Genomic DNA, 17093 nt, shown 5'->3' with positions numbered 1-17093 from the left:
GCCGCACATCACGCCGGGGCGGGCTGTGAGGCTCCGAGCCAGTCGAGCAACCCGCACACTGCGTCCTTGCAGCCACCACAGCCCGTGGTCGCGCGGGTGGCCTCCGCGAGCTGCGGCAACGACTCCGCGCCCGCACGCCAGGCCGACACGATCTGTCCCTTGGAGACGGTGTTGCACCGGCAGATCACCGCGCTGGACGGCAGATCGGCGGGGGACGCGGCCTCGGCGGGCAGCGCACGTCCGAGCAGCAACGCCAGGCGGTCGGTCGGCGCGGGGATGCCGCGGTCGTAGAGCTGGGTGATCGTGGCCGCCGCGTCGGGCGCGCCCAGCACGATCGCGCCCGTCACCCGGTCGTCGCGCAGCACGAGCTTGGCGTACCGGCCGCGCGAAGGTTCCTGGAAGCACAGGACTTCCGAGTCCGGGCAGTCCACATCGGTGTGCACGTCACCCAGTGCCGCGAGGTCGACGTCGCGCGCCTTCAACCGCGTGACGACGGACGTGCCCCGGTAGCGGGCGGCCGGGTCCGCGCCGGTCAGGCGGTCCGCGAGCACGGCGGCTTGGTCCCACGCGGGCTGCACCAGGCCCGACACCGTGCCGGGGTGCTGGGCGCAGTCGCCGATCGCGTGGACGCGCGGGTCGCTGGTGCGCAGCGCGTCGTCCACGACGATGCCGCGGTCGACGGTCAGGCCCGCCCGCACCGCCAGCGACGTCTCGGCGCGCACACCGGCGGAGACCACGACGAGCTCGGCGGGGACGTGCGTGCCGTCGTCGAGGATCAGGCCGTCACCGGGCAGGTACTTGGTGGCCATCGAGTTCAGGCGGAACTCGATGCCGAGCTTGCCGAGCGTGCGGGCCAGCACACCGCCGGCACCGGGGTCGAGCTGACGTTCCATGAGGTGGCCGACGGGGTGGACGACGGTGACCAGGCAGCCGCGTCCGGCCAGGCCACGGGCGGCCTCGATGCCGAGCAGGCCACCGCCGAGGACGGCGACGGGCATGCCCTTGCCGGCCTTGGCCTCGATCTGGGCGCAGTCGTCGAGGGTGCGGAAGGCGACGACACCGGGGGCGAGCCTGCCGTCCTCGGTGAGGCCTTCGGCCGGCGGCACCCAGGGGACGCTGCCGGTGGCCAGGACGAGGGCGTCGTAGGGAACGGACTCGGGCTCCGGATCACCTGCCCTGCCGGCCACCACGGTGCGCGCGGCGCGGTCCACCTCGAGGACCTCCCAGCCCAGCCGCAGGTCGACGCGGTGCTCCTCCGCCCACCTGTCGTCGTGCAGCCGCGTCGACTCCGGCGTCATCGTGCCCGCCACCACCGTCGACAGCAGCACGCGGTTGTACGCGGCGTGCGGTTCCGCACCCACGACCGTGATGGAGATGTCGGCGTCACGCCGGCGCAGTTCGTCCGCCAGCCGAGCCCCTGCCATGCCGTACCCGACGATCACGACTCGTCTCATGCCCGCTCCAATCGAACCGCGCAGACCTTGAACTCGGGCATCCGGCTCGTGGGATCGAGCGCGGGGTTGGTGAGCAGGTTCGCCCGCCCGTCACCGGGGAAGTGGAACGGCAGGAACACCGCGTCGACGCGCATGCTCGGCACGCACCGCACGACCGCCGTCACCGTTCCCCGTCTGGACACGACGTGCGCCGACTCGCCGGAAGCGAGGCCGGCCCGCGCGGCCGTGTCCGGGTGGATCTCCACGTACATCTCGGGAACGGCCTTCATCAGCTCGCCGATCCGCCGCGTCTGCGCTCCCGACTGGTAGTGCTGCAGGACGCGGCCGGTGGTGGCCTGCAACGGGAACTCGTCGTCCGGAGGCTCGGCGGGGCCGCGGTGGTCGACCGGGATGAACCGCGCGAGGCCGTCGGGGTGCGCGAACCGGTCGAGGAAGAGCCTCGGCGTGCCGGGGTGGTCCACCGACGGCACCGGCCAGTGCAGCTGCTCGGACTCCAGCCGCTCGTAGGTGATGCCGGAGTAGTCGGAGGGGCCGCCGGCCGACGCGCGCCGCAGTTCCTCGAAGACCTCTACCGGCTCCACCGGGAACTTCTCGCCGACGCCGAGCCGCGAGGCGAGGCCCTGCACCAGCTCCAGGTCGCTGCGCACCCCGGCCGGGGCGTCGAGTGCCTTGCGGCGCCTGATGATCCGGCCTTCGAGGTTGGTCATCGTGCCGTCTTCCTCGGCCCACTGCGTCACCGGGAACACGACGTCGGCCATCGCGGCGGTCTCCGACATCACGAAGTCCGCCACCACCAGCAGGTCCAGCGCCTTGAACCGGTCGACGACACCGGACGCCCGCGGCGCCGACACCACCGGATTGCTGCCGAACACCAGCATCGCCTTGATGTCGTCCGCGACCAGCAGCTCGTACGCGCTGCGCCCCGGTCCGGGCAGCCAGTCGACGCCCCAGACGTCCATCACGTGCCGCCGCGCGGCGGGATCGTCGATCTTGCGGTATCCCGGCAGCTGGTCGGCCTTCTGCCCGTGCTCACGGCCGCCCTGGCCGTTGCCCTGCCCGGTCAGGCAGCCGTACCCCGAACCGGCGCGACCCGGCAGACCCAGTGCCAGGGACAGGTTGATCCACGCCGAGACGGTGTCCGTGCCGGACGCGTGCTGCTCGGAACCGCGCCCGGTCAGCACGTACGACCGCCCGGCCAGCATGTGCACGGCAGCGCGCTGATCGGCGGCGGACACCCCCGTGACGCGTTCGGCCCGCTCCGGCCACCACCCCGCCGCCACCCGCCACGCGTCGTCGAAACCCGAGGTCCGCGAGGTGATGTACTCCTTGTCGATCACGCCCTCGATGACCGCGGTGTGCAGCAACCCCAGTGCCAGCGCCAGGTCCGTGCCCGGCGCGGGCTGCAGGTGCAGCGTCGCGCGCTCGGCGGTCGGCGTGCGCCGCGGGTCGATGACGATCAGCCGCGGGCCTTCGAGGTGCCGCAGGAACGGCGGCATCGTCTCGGCCGGGTTCGAGCCCGCCAGCAGCACGGTGTCGGCGCCGCGGAGGTCCGTCAGGGGGAACGGCAGCCCGCGGTCCAGTCCGAACGCCCTGTTGCCCGCGGCGGCGGCCGACGACATGCAGAACCGGCCGTTGTAGTCGATCTGCGAGGTCTTCAACGCGACGCGCGCGAACTTGCCGAGCGCGTAGGCCTTCTCGTTCGTCAGCCCGCCGCCGCCGAACACGGCGACCTCGTCGGGCTCGTAGGAGGTGATCCGGGCGGCCACGAAGTCCAGTGCCTCGTCCCACGACACCGGCCGGCCGTGCAGGAGGGGCGTGGTGAGGCGGCCGGGATGGCGCAGCAGCTCCCCTGCCGTCCAGCCCTTCTGGCACAGCCCACCGGGACCAGGTGTCACCTGGCCGTCGATGACGCTCATGGAGCACTGCAGCGCGCAGTAGGGGCAATGGGTCACGCCCCTGACGCTAAGAAGCTCCCGTTAACGCCGCGCGCCGGAATGTTTCTGACGTGGAAAATGGCCCGCTCAGAGCAGTGCGGTGACGTGGTGAGCAGCTCGTTCCAAGCCCGCAAAGGACTGTGGCGTTGACAACGGGTGCAGCGCGTGCACGGCCAGCCGGAACAGCGTCGCGCGCACCAGTGCCTGCTCCCACTCCGCCTGGTGGCTCCACCGGTGCAGCAGCCCGGAGTCCGCGCCACCCCACGCGACGGCGTCCACCGCGACCACGGCGGCAGCCCACTCGGCGGGACGCCAGTAGGCGGTGAAGTCGATGACGGCCGGCGGCGCGTTGCCCGCGAACAGCACGTTGCCGAACAGGTCACCGTGCACGACCTGCGGCTTGAGGTTGATCGGCTTCTGAGCTTCCTCGATCAGGTCGAACAGCCTGCCGCCGAGGTCGGCCTCGAGCGGCACGTCCTCCTCGCCCCACGCCTTGCGGTCCGCGACGGCGAACACGTCCGTGCGCGCCTCCAGGAACCGGGGCTTGGGCAGCTCGGCGGTGGCCTGGTGCAGGCGCTGGGCGACGGCGATGACCTCGTCGTGCCGCGCCTCGGCCCGGCCGGCCAGGAACTTGGTGGCGGACCAGCCGCCGACGACGTACCTGCCGTCCGTGGACCGCAACGGTCTGCCGATGCGGAGGTGGTGGACGTCGAGACCGTCGAGGGTCTTGGCGATCCAGGTGGCCTCGGCGGGCCTGGGCGACGGTCTGATCGTGGCGTCGCCACAACGCCAGGCGGGGCCGCCGTCGATCAGCTCTGGCTCGGCGTCACGTGCCCCGAACGCCGCACGCACGTGCGCTGGGGGCGGCTCGGGGGACCTGGTCACGGAAGGGCACGCTACCTGCTTAGACCGTCCGGGTGGTGGAAGGCAGCACACCACGATTCGCGCCGCCACCCGAAAAGCCGAACGGCTGGTGGGTGCTTTCGGGCGCTCGCGCACCCAAAAGCACCCGTCACCGTTAGTACGTCGGCAGGCTGGGGTCGACCTCGCGGGCCCACGCCAGCACGCCGCCACCGACGTGCACGGCGTCCTTGAAGCCCGCCTTGTGCAGCGCCGCGAGCGCCTCCGCGGAACGGGCGCCGGACTTGCAGTGCAGCACCAGCGGCTTGTCCTGCGGCAGCTCCGAGAACGCCTCCCCGGACAGGATCTTGTCCTTGGGGATCAGCACCGAGCCCGGGATCTTGACGATCTCGTACTCGTGCGGCTCGCGCACGTCCACCAGCAGGAAGTCCTCGCCGGACTCCTGCTTGTGCTTGAGCTCGAGCGGCGTGATCGTGTTGCCCGCGGCCGCCTGCTGCGCGTCCGTGGACACGACACCGCAGAACGCCTCGTAGTCGATCAGCTCGGTGATCTTCGGCGACTCCGGGTCCTTGCGGATCTTGATGGTCCGGTAGGACATCTCCAGCGCGTCGTAGACCATCAGGCGGCCCAGCAGCGGGTCGCCGATGCCCGTGAGCAGCTTGATCGCCTCGGTCACCATGATCGAGCCGATCGACGCGCACAGCACGCCCAGCACGCCGCCCTCGGCGCACGACGGGACCATGCCGGGAGGCGGCGGCTCCGGGTAGAGGTCGCGGTAGTTGAGGCCCTGGCCGTTCGGGGCGTCCTCCCAGAAGACGCTGACCTGGCCCTCGAACCGGAAGATCGAACCCCACACGTACGGCTTGCCCAGCAGCACCGCGGCGTCGTTCACCAGGTACCTGGTGGCGAAGTTGTCGGTGCCGTCGAGGATCAGGTCGTAGTCGCGGAAGATCTCCAGCGCGTTCTCTGAGTTGAGGTGCGTCTGGTGCAGGACCACCTTGACGAACGGGTTGATCTCGGCGACCGAGTCGCGCGCCGACTCCGCCTTCGGGCGGCCGACGTCGGACTGGCCGTGGATCACCTGGCGTTGCAGGTTGGACTCGTCCACGACGTCGAAGTCGACGACGCCGAGCGTGCCGACCCCGGCCGCGGCCAGGTACAGCAGTGCCGGGCTGCCGAGGCCGCCCGCGCCGACGACGAGCACCTTCGCGTTCTTCAGCCGCTTCTGCCCGTCCACCCCGACGTCCGGGATGATCAAGTGGCGGCTGTAGCGCGCGACTTCTTCCTTGGTCAGCTCCGCGGCTGGCTCAACGAGCGGCGGAAGCGCCATGCTGGTCCTCCTCGACGAATGTCTCCGTGTCCGAGACAACGTCTACCCTGCCTCGACTCTTCCCCGTTGGAAAGTCGTCTCAGCCTGCGGGAAACGCGTTCGGCGTGCACACCTTGCCGTCGGCCGGCACCACGTCCTGGCCCGCGTTGAGCTGCGAGACGAAGTCGTTCGAGACTCCGAACGTCTGCTGCATCATCACGGGGGCGGGCGCGCCGTTCTCCGCGCAGGCCGCGTGGCCGCTGCCCAGAGCGTGACCGACCTCGTGGTTGATCACGTACGTGCGGTATCCGGCCAGGTCAGGGCCGTAGACCATGGCGCCGCGCACCCAGCGGGCGACGTTGATGATCACGCGCTTGGTGCCGGGGTTCCAGCAGGAGGTCTCGAACGGGATCTCCTTGCCGCACAGCGTGTGGGTCGTCTTCGTCGTGGTCAGCGTCACGAAGAAGTCCGGGTTCTGGTTCGCCTCGACGCGCTGCAGCGCGACCTGCTTGGTGCCGATCCAGCTGCGCGGGTCGGAGAGGATTCCGTCGATCGTGCGCGCGAACGCGGCCGGGTCGTCGTTGAAGTCGGCGGGCTTCACACCGTCCTCGACGGCGATGGCGTACTTGCGGAACTTCGGCGCGCCGGCCTCTCCGATGCGCGGGCCGCTGCCGGCGATCACCTTGAACGTGCCGACGCCGTCCTGCGAGAAGTCCGGACCGGCCGGCAACTCGGCGGTCGGGATCTTCAGGTCGGGTTTCTTGGCCGGCAGCTCGGAGGCGGGCGGCTCCGGCGTGCCCACGGGCGTCTCGGCGGCGTTCGTGCTGCCTCCGTCGCCGGTCGCGGGCGTCTTCGGCTGCACCGTGTCGAGCACCACAAGAGCCGTCAGCACGAGCAGGACCGGGATCGCGTAGATCCGCCAGCCGTAGTTCGCGACGAGCTTCTTGACGCCACGACGCTTGGGCGGCCGGCGCATCGCCTGCGTGCCGTCCGGCTCCCAGGCGGCCGCGAGCGGTTCCGCGCTGGTCCGGCGCTCGCCGCGACGGTAGCGGTCAGCGGGCGGAGCAGTACGTCCTCGCTCGGGGGCGCGATTCACGTGCTCCAGGGTCCCACACCCCCCGTATGGCCGTCGTTCGTCACCATGAGCGCCGGTCGACCGCCTCCCACATGCCCAGCACGGCCCTCGCCACGGTGGCGGGCCGCTCCATCTGGGCGACGTGGCCGGTCTTGGGGAGCACCAGCAGTCGTCCCTGCGGCAGCGACCGCGCCGTCCGCGGGCCCTTCCGCACGCTGACGAGCCGGTCGTTCTCGCCCCAGAGCACCAGCGTCGGCACCTTGACCAGCGGCAGCAGCCGCCACAGTGACTTCGGTCCCGGCGTGAGCCAGCTCTGCATCAGGCCGAACGTGCTGCGGTTGAGCGCCTGCCCCGCCCACTTCTGCCGGGCGCGCTCCTCGTTCTCCTTGATCGACTCCTCGATGCGGTGGTCGGGCACCACGCTCGGGTCGGCGAAGCACAGCTCCAGCATCTGCCTGGTGCGCTGGTGCGCGGACAGCTTCGCGAGCTCACGGCGCACCTTGGCGCCGACGATCGGCAGGACGGCGAGCGCCATCCGCGGATCGGACATGCGGTCGAGGCGCGGCCTGAGGTCGGGCACGGCCGGCGAGACCAACGTCAGCGTCCGCACGAGATCCGGCCTGCTCGCGGCCACCATGACGGAGATCGCGCCACCCATGGAGTTGCCGAGCAGGTGCACCGGCTGTGAGAGCGTTTCCAGGTACTTGATCACCGTGCGCGCGTGCGTGGCGAGACTGAAGTCGTAGCCGGGAATCGGCTCCGAGCGGCCGAACCCGGGCAGGTCGATCGAGTAGCCGCTGACGTGGTCCTTCAGCTGCGCCGCGAGATCTGTCCAGTTCGTCGCGGACCCGCCAAGCCCGTGCACGTACACGGCCGGCGGCCCGTCGCCTGGAGTGACCCTCACGTGCACCTCGTGGCCGTCTACCTGCTGGAACTCACCGGGCCACGGCGTCTGGGACTTGTCCAGCGGCGGCAGCGCGACCGTGGACAACGGGGCGGGAATGATGGTGCTCACCGGACCAGGATGCGGGAAAGAACGGCAAGATGGTTCCCGGAAGTCCGCTACCAGCGAGTAAGGTTGCGCTCAGCCTCGGTCTGGCAACCCCTGTCCGACGGCCGGATCACTCGTGCTGGAGGCACCATGACGGAGACGGCGCAGAGCGCACCCGCGGGCCGGGGCGTTCGACTGCCGCGCACCGCCCGCCGTGCGCAACTGCTGGCGGCGGCGCAGGACGTGTTCGTCACCAACGGCTACCACGCCGCGGCGATGGACGAGATCGCCGAACGCGCGGGCGTGTCCAAACCGGTGCTGTACCAACACTTCCCGGGCAAGCTCGAGCTCTACATGGCACTCCTCGAGTCCCATGTGGACGAGCTGGTCGGCCGCGTGCGCACCGCGATCGGTTCCACCACGGACAACAAGCTCCGCGTCCGTGCCGCCGTCGCCGCGTTCTACGACTTCGTGGACGGCGAGGGCCAGGCGTTCCGCATGGTGTTCGAGTCCGACCTGCGCTCCGAACCCGCCGTGCAGTCGGCCGTGGAACGCGCGACCACCGACTCCGTGGACGCGATCACCGACACGATCACCGCGGACGCGGGCCTCGACGAAGAGCGGGCACGCCTGCTGGCCGTCGGCCTGGTCGGGCTGTCCCAGGTCACGGCACGGTCCTGGCTCGCGGACAACCGCCGCGTGCCCAAGGAAGACGCCGTGGCGCTGATCTCGAACCTGGCCTGGCGCGGCATCGGTGGCGGTTTCCCGCTTCAGCACTGACGTTCCACACCGATGAGTAGCGTCTCCCCCTTGGATCATCGGCCTGAGGGGGAAGCATGATTCTCGTTACCGGTGCTACGGGGAACGTCGGCGCGGAAGTGGTGGCAGCGCTCATCGCCGCCGGTGAGCCGGTGCGCGCGCTCCAACGCAAAGGCGAGGCACCGGCGGGTGCGGAGACCGTCGCCGGCGACCTGAACGAACCGGAAAGCCTCAAGCCCGCCCTCGACGGGGTCGCTGCGGTCTTCCTCCTGCCCGGCTATCGGCACATGCCGAAGTTGCTCGAGCAGGTGCGCCTGGCGAGGGTGGCACGGGTCGTGCTGCTGTCCGGTGGTTCCGCCGGCGACGGCGATCCGGACAACGCGGTTTCCCGTTACATGGCCGAATCCGAGGCAGCGGCACGGGAATCCGGTGTGCCGTGGACGTTCCTGCGGCCGAGCGCGTTCATGTCGAACACGCTCCGCTGGGCTCCGCAGTTGCGGGAGGGCGACGTGGTGCGGGAGCCGTTCGCGGACGTGCGCGTCGCGAACATCGATCCGTGCGACATCGCCGCGGTCGCCGTCCAGGCCCTGCTGACGTCCGCCCACGAGGGACAGATCCACCACCTCAGCGGTCCGGAGTCGTTGCTGCCCGCCGACCGGCTGCGGGTGCTCGGCGAAGTGCTCGGCCGTGACCTCGTCCTGCGCCCGCAGGCGAACGACGAGGCGCGGACCGAGATGAGTGCGGCGATGCCCGCCGAGTACGTCGACGCCTTCTTCCGCTTCTACGTCGACGGCACGCTCGACGAGTCGAAGGTTCTGCCGGCCGTCGGGGAGATCACCGGCCAGCCGCCGCGGACCTTCCGGCAGTGGGCCGCCGACCACGCGGAGGCCTTCGCCTGAGGCTGATGAGGGGAGCTTTCATAAACCTCAGGTTCATGAAAGCTCCCCTCATCTCACATCAGTGCGGCTATTCGTCTCGCCACGTCCTCGGACCGTTCCAGCGGCAACATGTGCCCGGTCTTCGGATAGATCACGAACTGCGCGCTCGGCAGCGCCTCGGCGAGCACCCGTGAGTGCCGCATCGGCGTGAGCACGTCCCACGACCCGGCCATCACGACCGTGGGGATGTCCGACAGGACCGCCAGCGCTTCCCGACGCTGGTGCAGCGTCAGCTCCTCGCGGATCCCGACGAACGCCTCACCGGTCGTGTTGCCCGCCATCGCCGCGGCCGCGCGCACGTCGGCCCACCTGGGACGCCGCCCGAACGTCATCCGCAGCCCAGGGGCGATCACGCGGCCGAACCCGACCTTCGGCCGTCCGGCCAGCCACCGCCCGGCGAGCCGCTCCACCCAGAGCTGCTGGGGCAGGTTGCCGCACGACGTGGCGATCAACGCCACCCCCGACACCCGCTCGAACAGCTCGGGCCGCTGCTCGGCCAGGGCCATGATCGTCATGCCGCCCAGCGAGTGGCCGGCCAGCACGATCCGCCCGGTCGGTACGCACTCCTCCAGCACCGCGGCCAGGTCGTCGGCCAGCTCCGAGATCGTTCCCGCACCCGAAGAACCACCGTGACCACGCACGTCGTAGCGCACCACCCGGCCAGGCAGCGCGGCGGCGACGCGGTCCCAGGTGGTCAGGTCCATGGTCCACCCGTGCAGCAGCACCGCGGTCACGTCGGAGGGCGAAGTCCCCGACGTGACGACGTTCAGCCGATCAAGAACGAGCGACGCCATGAGCGCATCCCCGGCCTTCCCACGAGTCCGGCCTCGTCCAGGAACGTCATGATCCGCTCGCCGGCCCAGCGGATCATCTCCTGGAACCGCTCGTTGCCCAGCGCGGCCCGGTGAGCCTCGCGGACGTCCAGCCCGACGGCGGCGTACGCGGCGGGGTTGATGATCGCGCGCGTGATCATCATCGACACGTACCCGACCAGCCACTTCTGGTACGGCAGCTCGTAGCCCTTCAGCTCCGACATCCCGCGCAGCAGCTCCTCACGCGCGAACCGCACGTGCCGGGCCTCTTCGAGCACGTGGATCCGGTTCACCATCCGCACGAGCGGCTGGATGGTGTCGTCGGTCATCGCCTCGCGCTGCAGCCGGTCGAGGATCTCCTCCGCGACCAAAATCGAGCCGTACATCGCGGGCCCGTAGCCGATCACCGGCAGGAGCTTGCCCATGCGGTGCGTGTGGCGCGTGGGCCCGTAGGCCGGGCAGCCGATCCGTTCGACCAGGCGCGCGAACATCGTCGAGTGACGGCACTCGTCGGCGACCTCGGTCAGCGCGTACTGGGCATGCCGCGTGGTCGGGTCGGTGTTGTAGACCATCTTCACGAGCATCTGCATGAGCAGCAGCTCGAACCACAGGCCGACGGACGCGATCGACGCCAGCTCGTGCTTCGACAGCTCGATGCGCTGCTCCTGCGAGAGCGAGTCGTAGAGAGGCGTGCCGTAGAGCGAAATGCGCTGTTCAGGGATGTAGAAGAGACCGTCGACCAGAGGTGCGGACCAGTCGATGTCCACCTCGGGGTCGTAGAACTTCTCGGCGGACGACTTGAGGAGTCGTTCCGCTGTCTTCTCCCGATCGGCGACCCTCATCGGTTGCCCTCCCCGGTAAGTGTTACTTGAGGTAACGGTTACTTCTGGTAGCGTGCGTCACATGGCACGTACTGTCAAGGGGCCGGACGCGCGACGTGAGCGGTGGAAGGGTCACCGCGAGCAGCGCAGGGCGGAGTTCGTGGAGGCCACGATCGCCGCCGTGGCCAAGAAGGGCCCGGACGTCGGCATGGACGACGTGGCCGCGGAGGCCGGCGTCAGCAAGCCCGTGCTGTACCGGCACTTCACCGACAAGTCCGACCTGTACCTGGCAGTGGGCCAGAAGGCCACCGAACTGCTGATGGACCGCATGGGTCCCGCCCTGATCGCCGACGGCCCGATCCGCGGCCGCATCCTCGGGATCGTCGACGCCTACCTGTCGGTGATCGAGGAGAACCCGAACCTCTACCGGTTCGTCGTGAAGGGGTCCTTCGTGGACCGCCCGGTCGAGAAGGACGTCGTCGCCGAGGACAAGAACCTCATCGCGTCGACCCTCGCCAGGATCCTCGGCGACTACCTGCGTTCCTTCGAGATGGACTCCGGCGGCGCCGAACCGTGGGCGCACGCGCTCGTCGGCATGGTGCAGAACGCGGGCGACTGGTGGCTCGACCGCCAGACCATGTCCCGCACGAACCTCAGCGAGTACCTCACCACGCTGATCTGGCACGCGATCGACGGCCTGCTGCGCTCGGCGGGCGTGCAGGCAGACCCGGCGAAGCCACTGACCCCTCTCCGATTGGTGGATTGATGAGCGAGCACGAGCACGACGAAGAGGGTTACAGCGGCGCCGCCACCCTCGTCTTCGGTTCCGACGAGGTCGCGGTCGAGGTCGACCTGCGGGGCTACTTCCAGCCGATCGACGGCCGCTACCACTGGTACGGGCGGATCAAGAAGCACGACGACGTCACGAGCCGGGTCGAGGGCGGCGCGCGCACCGCGCTGCTGCGCACCCCCACCGGCGAGGCGGAGGGCACGCTCACCGACCAGGACCCGTGGGGCCGTTACCGGGTCGGTGGCGTCTCCACCCCGCCGTACAAGGTCGAAGAACCGGTCGAGCACTAGACCGTCCACCGCAGCGAGAAGGGCCCCGGTCGCGGTGACCGGGGCCCTTCTCAGTGCTGACGACTCAGGCGCCGAACCCGACCTTGCGCGAGTCCTGCGGGCCGATCTCCACGTACGCGACGCGGCCAGCGGGCACGACGAACCGCGCACCCTTGACGTCCACCAGCGACAGCACGCTGGACTTGCCGGACACCGCGTCCGCAACCAGAGTCTCGACCTCGGACGGGTTGAGCTCACTGGTCACGACGAGTTCGCGTCCGCTGTCCGCGACGCCGATCCTGACCTCCACGCTGACCTCCGTGCTCAAGAGAAAAATCTGATCCCGAGCCTACCTAGCCCAGACCCAGCTGCGTCATGCGCCGCGCGTGCGACTGCTGGAGGCGGCGGAACAGCTGACCGATCCCGGCGAGGTCCCCCGAGCCCCGGATGATCAGCTCCGAAAGGCCGTCCCGCTCCGCCACCACGTACTGGGCCTGCGTCAACGCTTCTCCGAGCAGCCGCCGGCCCCACAGCGCCAGCCGGTCGCGCACCCGCGGATCGGACTCGACGGCGGCCAGGACTTCGCGTTCAGCGAACGCCGAGTGACCCGTGTCGGCGAGCACGTGGAGCACCAGTTCCTTGGTCGGCGCGTCCAGCCACTCCGCGATCTCGCGGTAGAAGTCGGCCGCGAGCCCGTCGCCGACGTACGCCTTCACGAGCGACTCGAGCCACGACTTGGGGCTCGTCGACTCGTGGAACGCGTCGAAACCCTTCACGAACGGCCCCATCGCGTCCTCGACGGTGATGCCCTCGGCGGCGAGGTGCTTCTGCAGCAGCGTGAAGTGGCCGATCTCGGCCGCGGCCATCTGCGCGAGAGCCGCGCGCCCCTCCAGCGTCGGCGCCGTGCGCGAGTCCTCCGTCATCCGGTCGAAAGCCGAGAGCTCGCCATATGCAAGCGCTCCCAGAAGATCGACAACACCCTCCGCAACACCCATGAGACCGAACTCTAGTGCGCGCTAGGTGGTCAAATGTGTCTTGCCAGGTAGAATGGGGGCGGACGCCCGGCGTGACGAGTGTGACGACCACGCAGTGGCCCAATTTCTTCTTGGGCAGGCGCCAGAATGGTGCGCGTACACCTTTCCCGCAGCTGCTCATCGAGCGCGGTCGAGAGGCCCGGCCAGGGCTCGTACGCGCTTGGTACGAGAGAGGCTGATCACCCTGACCGCTGAAGTAGAAGCACATCTGGACCCGGTTCTCCTGGAGCACAGCGAGACCGGAGTTCCCGTAGAAGACACGTCGCACCCGTTGCTGGCAGACGCTCCGGTGCAGGCCGAGTCCCCCACGTTCGCCGAGCTCGGCGTTCGTCACGAGATCGTCAAGGCGCTCGGCGAAGCCGGCATCGAGCGCACGTTCGCCATCCAGGAGCTGACGCTCCCGATCGCTCTCGCCGGTGACGACCTCATCGGCCAGGCGCGCACCGGCATGGGCAAGACCCTCGGGTTCGGCGTGCCGGTGCTGCACCGCGTCGACCTGCCCGGCGACGGCACCCCGCAGGCCCTGGTGGTCGTGCCCACCCGTGAGCTGTGCCTCCAGGTCTCGCACGACCTCACCGACGCGTCGAGGCACCTCGGTGTGAAGGTCGCCGCGATCTACGGCGGCATCCCCTACGAGCGGCAGATCGCGCAGCTCCGCAAGGGCGCCGACGTCATCGTCGGCACGCCCGGCCGCCTGCTCGACCTGGCCGAACAGCGCCACCTGGTGCTCGGCAAGGTCCGCATGCTGGTGCTGGACGAGGCCGACGAGATGCTCGACCTGGGCTTCCTGCCCGACATCGAGCGCATCCTGAACATGGTTCCCGACGAGCGGCAGACGATGCTGTTCTCGGCGACGATGCCGGGCCCGATCATCACGCTGGCGCGCACGTTCCTGAACCAGCCGACGCACATCCGTGCGGAGGAGAACGACGCAGGCCAGACGCACGAGAACACGTCGCAGTTCGTCTACCGGGCGCACTCGATGGACAAGCCGGAGATGCTGGCCCGCGCACTGCAGGCCCGTGACCGGGGTCTCACGATGGTCTTCGCGCGCACCAAGCGGACCGCGCAGAAGGTCGCCGACGACCTGACCGAGCGCGGGTTCGCCGCGGCCGCCGTCCACGGCGACCTGGGTCAGGGCGCGCGGGAGAAGGCGCTGCGGGCGTTCCGCGCCGGCAAGGTCGACGTGCTGGTCGCCACCGACGTCGCCGCGCGCGGCATCGACATCGACGACGTGACGCACGTCATCAACTACCAGTGCCCCGAGGACGAGAAGACGTACGTGCACCGCATCGGCCGCACGGGCCGTGCCGGACGCACGGGTGTCGCCGTCACGTTCGTCGACTGGGACGAGACGCACCGCTGGAAGTCCCTCAACGACATCCTGGGCCTCGGCCAGCCGTTGCCGGTCGAGACGTACTCCACGTCGGACCACCTGTACGCCGACCTGGGCATCCCGTCCGGTTCGACGGGCCGGTTGCCGCTGAGCCACCGCACCCGTGCGGGCCTCGACGCCGAAGAGGAGGAGAAGCTCGACACGGGCAAGCGCAAGCGCCGCAGCAGCACCACCAGCAGCGGTGGCAGCAGCCGTCGTACGGGTTCCTCCCCCGCCGGTGCCGAGCAGGTCACGGAGTCGAGCGAGGAGACGAGGCCGAAGCGGTCCCGCTCGCGCACGCGCAGCCGCGCCGGCGTGTCGCAGGAGGGCGAGCAGACGCAGGGGGCTCCCGAAGCCACCGAGAAGTCCGCCTCGGACAAGCCGCGCAGGCGCCGGCGTCGCCGAAGCTCTGCCGAACAGGCCGCTCCTTCGGCAGACTGATCACATGTCGTCCCCCGGTTCCGACGTCACCGACGTCGAGGACGTGCTCGACGAGCCCGCACACGAGGCCGCACCCGTCGCAGAACGTCCTCCCGCCCGGTCCTGGCGCACCCGCGCCGACTTCATCGCGATCGCCCTGATCGCGGTGGTGTCGGTGACGGCGTCCGTGCTGACCTGGGCTTTCAGCGATGCTCGCGCCACGACGTCGGTCACGGGTCCGTCGTCGTGGGAGCCGCTGCCCGAAGTGACCACGCTGCCTCCGTCCCTCGCCGAGGTGTGGCGGGCGAAGAGCGGCGCCTCGCTGTCCCCCGTGGTCGTGCAGACCGCGTCGAAGGACACGGGCGAGGAGAAGCCGTCGACGGTCGTGACCGGCGACGGCGGCGCGGTCCACGGGCGCGACCCGCTGACGGGCGACGTGCGGTGGACGTACGAGCGCGACCTGCCGCTGTGCGTGGTGAGCACGGGCTGGGGCCGGGCGATGGCCCTGTACTCCAAGGGCACGAACTGCTCCGAGCTCACCTCGCTCGACGGCGTGACCGGCGAGCGGCGGGCACAGCGCAACGGCGACGCGGAACCGGGCACGGCACTGCTCAACGAGGGTTCGCACCTGATCACCACCGGCTCGAAGTTCGTCGAGGTCTACCGGCGCGACGACCTGGTGCGCTCGCTCGAGTACGGCGGCCTGCGCGCGATCGTGAACCCGAACAAGCAGCCGCGGGCCGGCTGCACCTACGGCTCGGTCGCCGTCACCACCGGCAGGTTCGCGATGGTCGAACGCTGCCCCGACGACGCGTCGGACCGGGTGACGATCCTCAAGCCGAACCCGGACAAGTCCGACGAGCCCAAGGTGTTCGGCAGCCCCGTCACCGGCGCGAAGAACGTGCAGGTCGTGGCTGTCACCGAGAAGCTCGTCGCGGTGGCGGCACCGGGTCCGAGCCGGTTGCTGATCTTCGACGCGGAGACCGGCAACCAGGTCGGCGAGGCACCGCTCGACGTTCCCGAAGCCGACTTCGCCGAGCCGCCCAGCCACGTCGCGCGCGTCTTCACGACGAAGACGAACGCCTTCTGGTTCACCGGGTCCCGGACGGTGGCGCTCTCGCTGGAGACGCTCACTCCACTGTGGACCGCCGAGGGCACGCTGGGCGCCGGTACGACGCTCGCGGGCCGCGCGGTCATCCCGGTGAAGGAGGGCCTGCGGGTGTACGAGCAGGCCACCGGTGCGGTCGTGGGCACCATCCGGCTGAACCGCGAGGGCCACACCGGCCCTGTGCAACTCGCCACAGCCGGTCCGGTCGTCCTCGAGCAGCGTGGCGAAACCCTGGTCGCGCTGAGATAGTTCAGCTCGTGCACTCGCAGATCAGCCCTCACCGGGCGCAACGCGTCGACCTCCCGGGCCGCTACGGCACGATCGCGGCGCTGCGCGCGCCCGCGCTGGGCGACGACGCGATGCGCACGACCGTGCTGCTCGTGCCGGGCTATACAGGCTCCAAAGAGGACTTCGCGCCGATGATCGATCCGATCGCGGACGCGGGTTTCGAGGTCGTCGCGATCGACCTGCCCGGCCAGCAGGACTCGCAGGGCCCGGACGACGAGGCGCTGTACCGCCCCGGTCCGCTGGGGTCGGTGCTCGCCGAGCTGATCGGCAAGATCGCGGCGGACGGCCGCAAGGTGTTGCTGCTCGGCCATTCCTACGGTGGTCTGGTGTGCCGGGCGGCGGTGTTCGCGGGGGCCCCGGTCGCGGGGCTCACGCTGATGTCGTCGGGCCCGTCCGAACTGCCCGCGGGAGATCGCCGCACGGTGCTGGAGGTCGGCGAGCACGTGCTGGCCGAGCAGGGCGTCGAGGGCACCCAGCGGCTCAACGAGCTGCGGGCGGCGCAGAACCCGGCGTACGCGGTGCTCCCGCGGGAGCTGAAGGACTTCTACCGCACCAGATTCCTCAAGTCGCAGCCCGCGGCGTTGCTCGGCATGGGCAACGGACTGCGCTACGAACCGGACCAGGTCGCGAAGCTGGCCCGCGCGCTGCGTTCGTCCGGCACGCCTTGCCTGGTGGTGTGCGGCGACGCGGACGACGCGTGGACGCCCGCAGCCCAGCGCGACATGGCGGAACGGCTGGACGCGGACTTCGCGGTGCTGCCCGGCGTGATGCACTCGCCGAACACCGAAGCGCCGCTGGACCTCATCGCCACACTGCTGCCGACGTGGCGGGCCTGGCTGAGCTCCTGAAGCCACT

The 17093-nt window shown here is 70.2% G+C and carries 17 protein-coding genes; 7 read left to right on the top strand and 10 right to left on the bottom strand.

Going from position 1 to position 17093, the window contains the following annotated elements:
- Positions 1 to 8 precede the first annotated feature (8 nt).
- From LX88_RS10250 to LX88_RS10225, 6 genes are all read right to left on the bottom strand, one after another.
- Positions 9 to 1454: an FAD-dependent oxidoreductase gene (locus LX88_RS10250; RefSeq protein WP_258947475.1), complete on the bottom strand. Its 1446-nt coding sequence runs from the start codon at positions 1452 to 1454 to the stop codon at positions 9 to 11.
- Positions 1451 to 3370 (bottom strand): molybdopterin oxidoreductase family protein, encoded by a 1920-nt coding sequence (locus LX88_RS10245; protein WP_258947662.1) that lies wholly within the window; start codon positions 3368 to 3370, stop codon positions 1451 to 1453. Before LX88_RS10245 ends, LX88_RS10250 begins: the two co-directional genes overlap by 4 nt.
- A gap of 105 nt (positions 3371 to 3475) precedes the next feature.
- Positions 3476 to 4273, bottom strand: a complete 798-nt coding sequence (locus LX88_RS10240; protein WP_258947474.1) for a TIGR02569 family protein — start codon at positions 4271 to 4273, stop codon at positions 3476 to 3478.
- A 133-nt stretch (positions 4274 to 4406) separates the two neighbouring features.
- Positions 4407 to 5579, bottom strand: coding sequence for an adenylyltransferase/sulfurtransferase MoeZ (gene moeZ / locus LX88_RS10235; protein ID WP_065914603.1), 1173 nt, complete (start codon positions 5577 to 5579; stop codon positions 4407 to 4409).
- Between the two features lie 79 nt (positions 5580 to 5658).
- Entirely contained in the window at positions 5659 to 6654 is a 996-nt protein-coding gene (locus LX88_RS10230; RefSeq protein ID WP_258947473.1) for a DUF3152 domain-containing protein, read from the bottom strand.
- A gap of 40 nt (positions 6655 to 6694) precedes the next feature.
- Positions 6695 to 7648 carry an alpha/beta fold hydrolase gene (locus LX88_RS10225; RefSeq protein WP_258947472.1) on the bottom strand — a complete coding sequence of 318 codons (954 nt, stop codon included), beginning with the start codon at positions 7646 to 7648 and terminating at the stop codon, positions 6695 to 6697.
- A 126-nt stretch (positions 7649 to 7774) separates the two neighbouring features.
- On the opposite strand from LX88_RS10225, the gene LX88_RS10220 reads away from it, so the two are divergent.
- Both LX88_RS10220 and LX88_RS10215 read left to right on the top strand, forming a co-directional pair.
- On the top strand, positions 7775 to 8404 hold the full coding sequence (locus tag LX88_RS10220) for a TetR/AcrR family transcriptional regulator (protein ID WP_258947471.1): 630 nt from the start codon (positions 7775 to 7777) through the stop codon (positions 8402 to 8404).
- Between the two features lie 56 nt (positions 8405 to 8460).
- On the top strand, positions 8461 to 9282 hold the full coding sequence (locus tag LX88_RS10215; RefSeq protein ID WP_258947470.1) for an NAD(P)H-binding protein: 822 nt from the start codon (positions 8461 to 8463) through the stop codon (positions 9280 to 9282).
- A gap of 53 nt (positions 9283 to 9335) precedes the next feature.
- On the opposite strand, the gene LX88_RS10210 is transcribed toward LX88_RS10215, so the two are convergent.
- A complete protein-coding gene (locus tag LX88_RS10210) occupies positions 9336 to 10115 on the bottom strand; it encodes an alpha/beta fold hydrolase (RefSeq protein ID WP_258947469.1) in 780 nt (259 codons plus the stop codon).
- The gene (locus LX88_RS10205) at positions 10088 to 10975 is read right to left on the bottom strand and encodes an AurF N-oxygenase family protein (protein ID WP_090065712.1); all 888 of its coding nucleotides are present in this window, start codon (positions 10973 to 10975) and stop codon (positions 10088 to 10090) included. Before LX88_RS10205 ends, LX88_RS10210 begins: the two co-directional genes overlap by 28 nt.
- Before the next feature lie 61 nt (positions 10976 to 11036).
- Here LX88_RS10205 and LX88_RS10200 point away from each other — a divergent pair, with 61 nt between their 5' ends.
- Both LX88_RS10200 and LX88_RS10195 read left to right on the top strand, forming a co-directional pair.
- Entirely contained in the window at positions 11037 to 11720 is a 684-nt protein-coding gene (locus LX88_RS10200) for a TetR/AcrR family transcriptional regulator (protein WP_258947468.1), read from the top strand.
- Positions 11720 to 12034, top strand: coding sequence for a DUF4873 domain-containing protein (locus LX88_RS10195; protein WP_258947467.1), 315 nt, complete (start codon positions 11720 to 11722; stop codon positions 12032 to 12034). Before LX88_RS10200 ends, LX88_RS10195 begins: the two co-directional genes overlap by 1 nt.
- A gap of 64 nt (positions 12035 to 12098) precedes the next feature.
- Here the strand turns inward: LX88_RS10195 and LX88_RS10190 are convergent, their stop codons facing one another.
- Positions 12099 to 12323, bottom strand: a complete 225-nt coding sequence (locus LX88_RS10190) for a DUF3107 domain-containing protein (protein ID WP_189158308.1) — start codon at positions 12321 to 12323, stop codon at positions 12099 to 12101.
- A 43-nt stretch (positions 12324 to 12366) separates the two neighbouring features.
- Positions 12367 to 13008: a ferritin-like fold-containing protein gene (locus LX88_RS10185; protein ID WP_258947466.1), complete on the bottom strand. Its 642-nt coding sequence runs from the start codon at positions 13006 to 13008 to the stop codon at positions 12367 to 12369.
- Between the two features lie 214 nt (positions 13009 to 13222).
- Between LX88_RS10185 and LX88_RS10180 the strand changes: the two genes are divergently transcribed.
- The 3 genes from LX88_RS10180 to LX88_RS10170 are packed head-to-tail and all read left to right on the top strand — an operon-like array spanning position 13223 to position 17086.
- Positions 13223 to 14863 carry a DEAD/DEAH box helicase gene (locus LX88_RS10180; protein ID WP_504928580.1) on the top strand — a complete coding sequence of 547 codons (1641 nt, stop codon included), beginning with the start codon at positions 13223 to 13225 and terminating at the stop codon, positions 14861 to 14863.
- 4 nt (positions 14864 to 14867) lie between these two features.
- On the top strand, positions 14868 to 16199 hold the full coding sequence (locus LX88_RS10175; RefSeq protein WP_258947464.1) for an Rv3212 family protein: 1332 nt from the start codon (positions 14868 to 14870) through the stop codon (positions 16197 to 16199).
- Between the two features lie 8 nt (positions 16200 to 16207).
- Positions 16208 to 17086, top strand: coding sequence for an alpha/beta fold hydrolase (locus LX88_RS10170; protein WP_258947463.1), 879 nt, complete (start codon positions 16208 to 16210; stop codon positions 17084 to 17086).
- The last annotated feature ends 7 nt before the right edge of the window (positions 17087 to 17093 follow it).

Source organism: Lentzea californiensis (assembly GCF_024648825.1).
Lineage (GTDB): Bacteria > Actinomycetota > Actinomycetes > Mycobacteriales > Pseudonocardiaceae > Lentzea > Lentzea californiensis.
This window is presented reverse-complemented; position numbering and strand designations above follow the sequence as displayed.

Excerpts from the sequence above, each read along its gene's own strand:
- LX88_RS10205 (WP_090065712.1), bottom strand. The coding sequence starts at position 10,975 with ATGAGGGTCGCCGATCGGGAGAAGACAGCGGAACGACTCCTCAAGTCG.
- LX88_RS10210 (WP_258947469.1), bottom strand. The coding sequence starts at position 10,115 with ATGGCGTCGCTCGTTCTTGATCGGCTGAACGTCGTCACGTCGGGGACT.
- LX88_RS10195 (WP_258947467.1), top strand. The coding sequence starts at position 11,720 with ATGAGCGAGCACGAGCACGACGAAGAGGGTTACAGCGGCGCCGCCACC.
- LX88_RS10220 (WP_258947471.1), top strand. The coding sequence starts at position 7,775 with ATGACGGAGACGGCGCAGAGCGCACCCGCGGGCCGGGGCGTTCGACTG.
- LX88_RS10185 (WP_258947466.1), bottom strand. The coding sequence starts at position 13,008 with ATGGGTGTTGCGGAGGGTGTTGTCGATCTTCTGGGAGCGCTTGCATAT.
- LX88_RS10245 (WP_258947662.1), bottom strand. The coding sequence starts at position 3,370 with ATGAGCGTCATCGACGGCCAGGTGACACCTGGTCCCGGTGGGCTGTGC.
- LX88_RS10200 (WP_258947468.1), top strand. The coding sequence starts at position 11,037 with ATGGCACGTACTGTCAAGGGGCCGGACGCGCGACGTGAGCGGTGGAAG.
- moeZ (WP_065914603.1), bottom strand. The coding sequence starts at position 5,579 with ATGGCGCTTCCGCCGCTCGTTGAGCCAGCCGCGGAGCTGACCAAGGAA.
- LX88_RS10175 (WP_258947464.1), top strand. The coding sequence starts at position 14,868 with ATGTCGTCCCCCGGTTCCGACGTCACCGACGTCGAGGACGTGCTCGAC.
- LX88_RS10250 (WP_258947475.1), bottom strand. The coding sequence starts at position 1,454 with ATGAGACGAGTCGTGATCGTCGGGTACGGCATGGCAGGGGCTCGGCTG.
- LX88_RS10215 (WP_258947470.1), top strand. The coding sequence starts at position 8,461 with ATGATTCTCGTTACCGGTGCTACGGGGAACGTCGGCGCGGAAGTGGTG.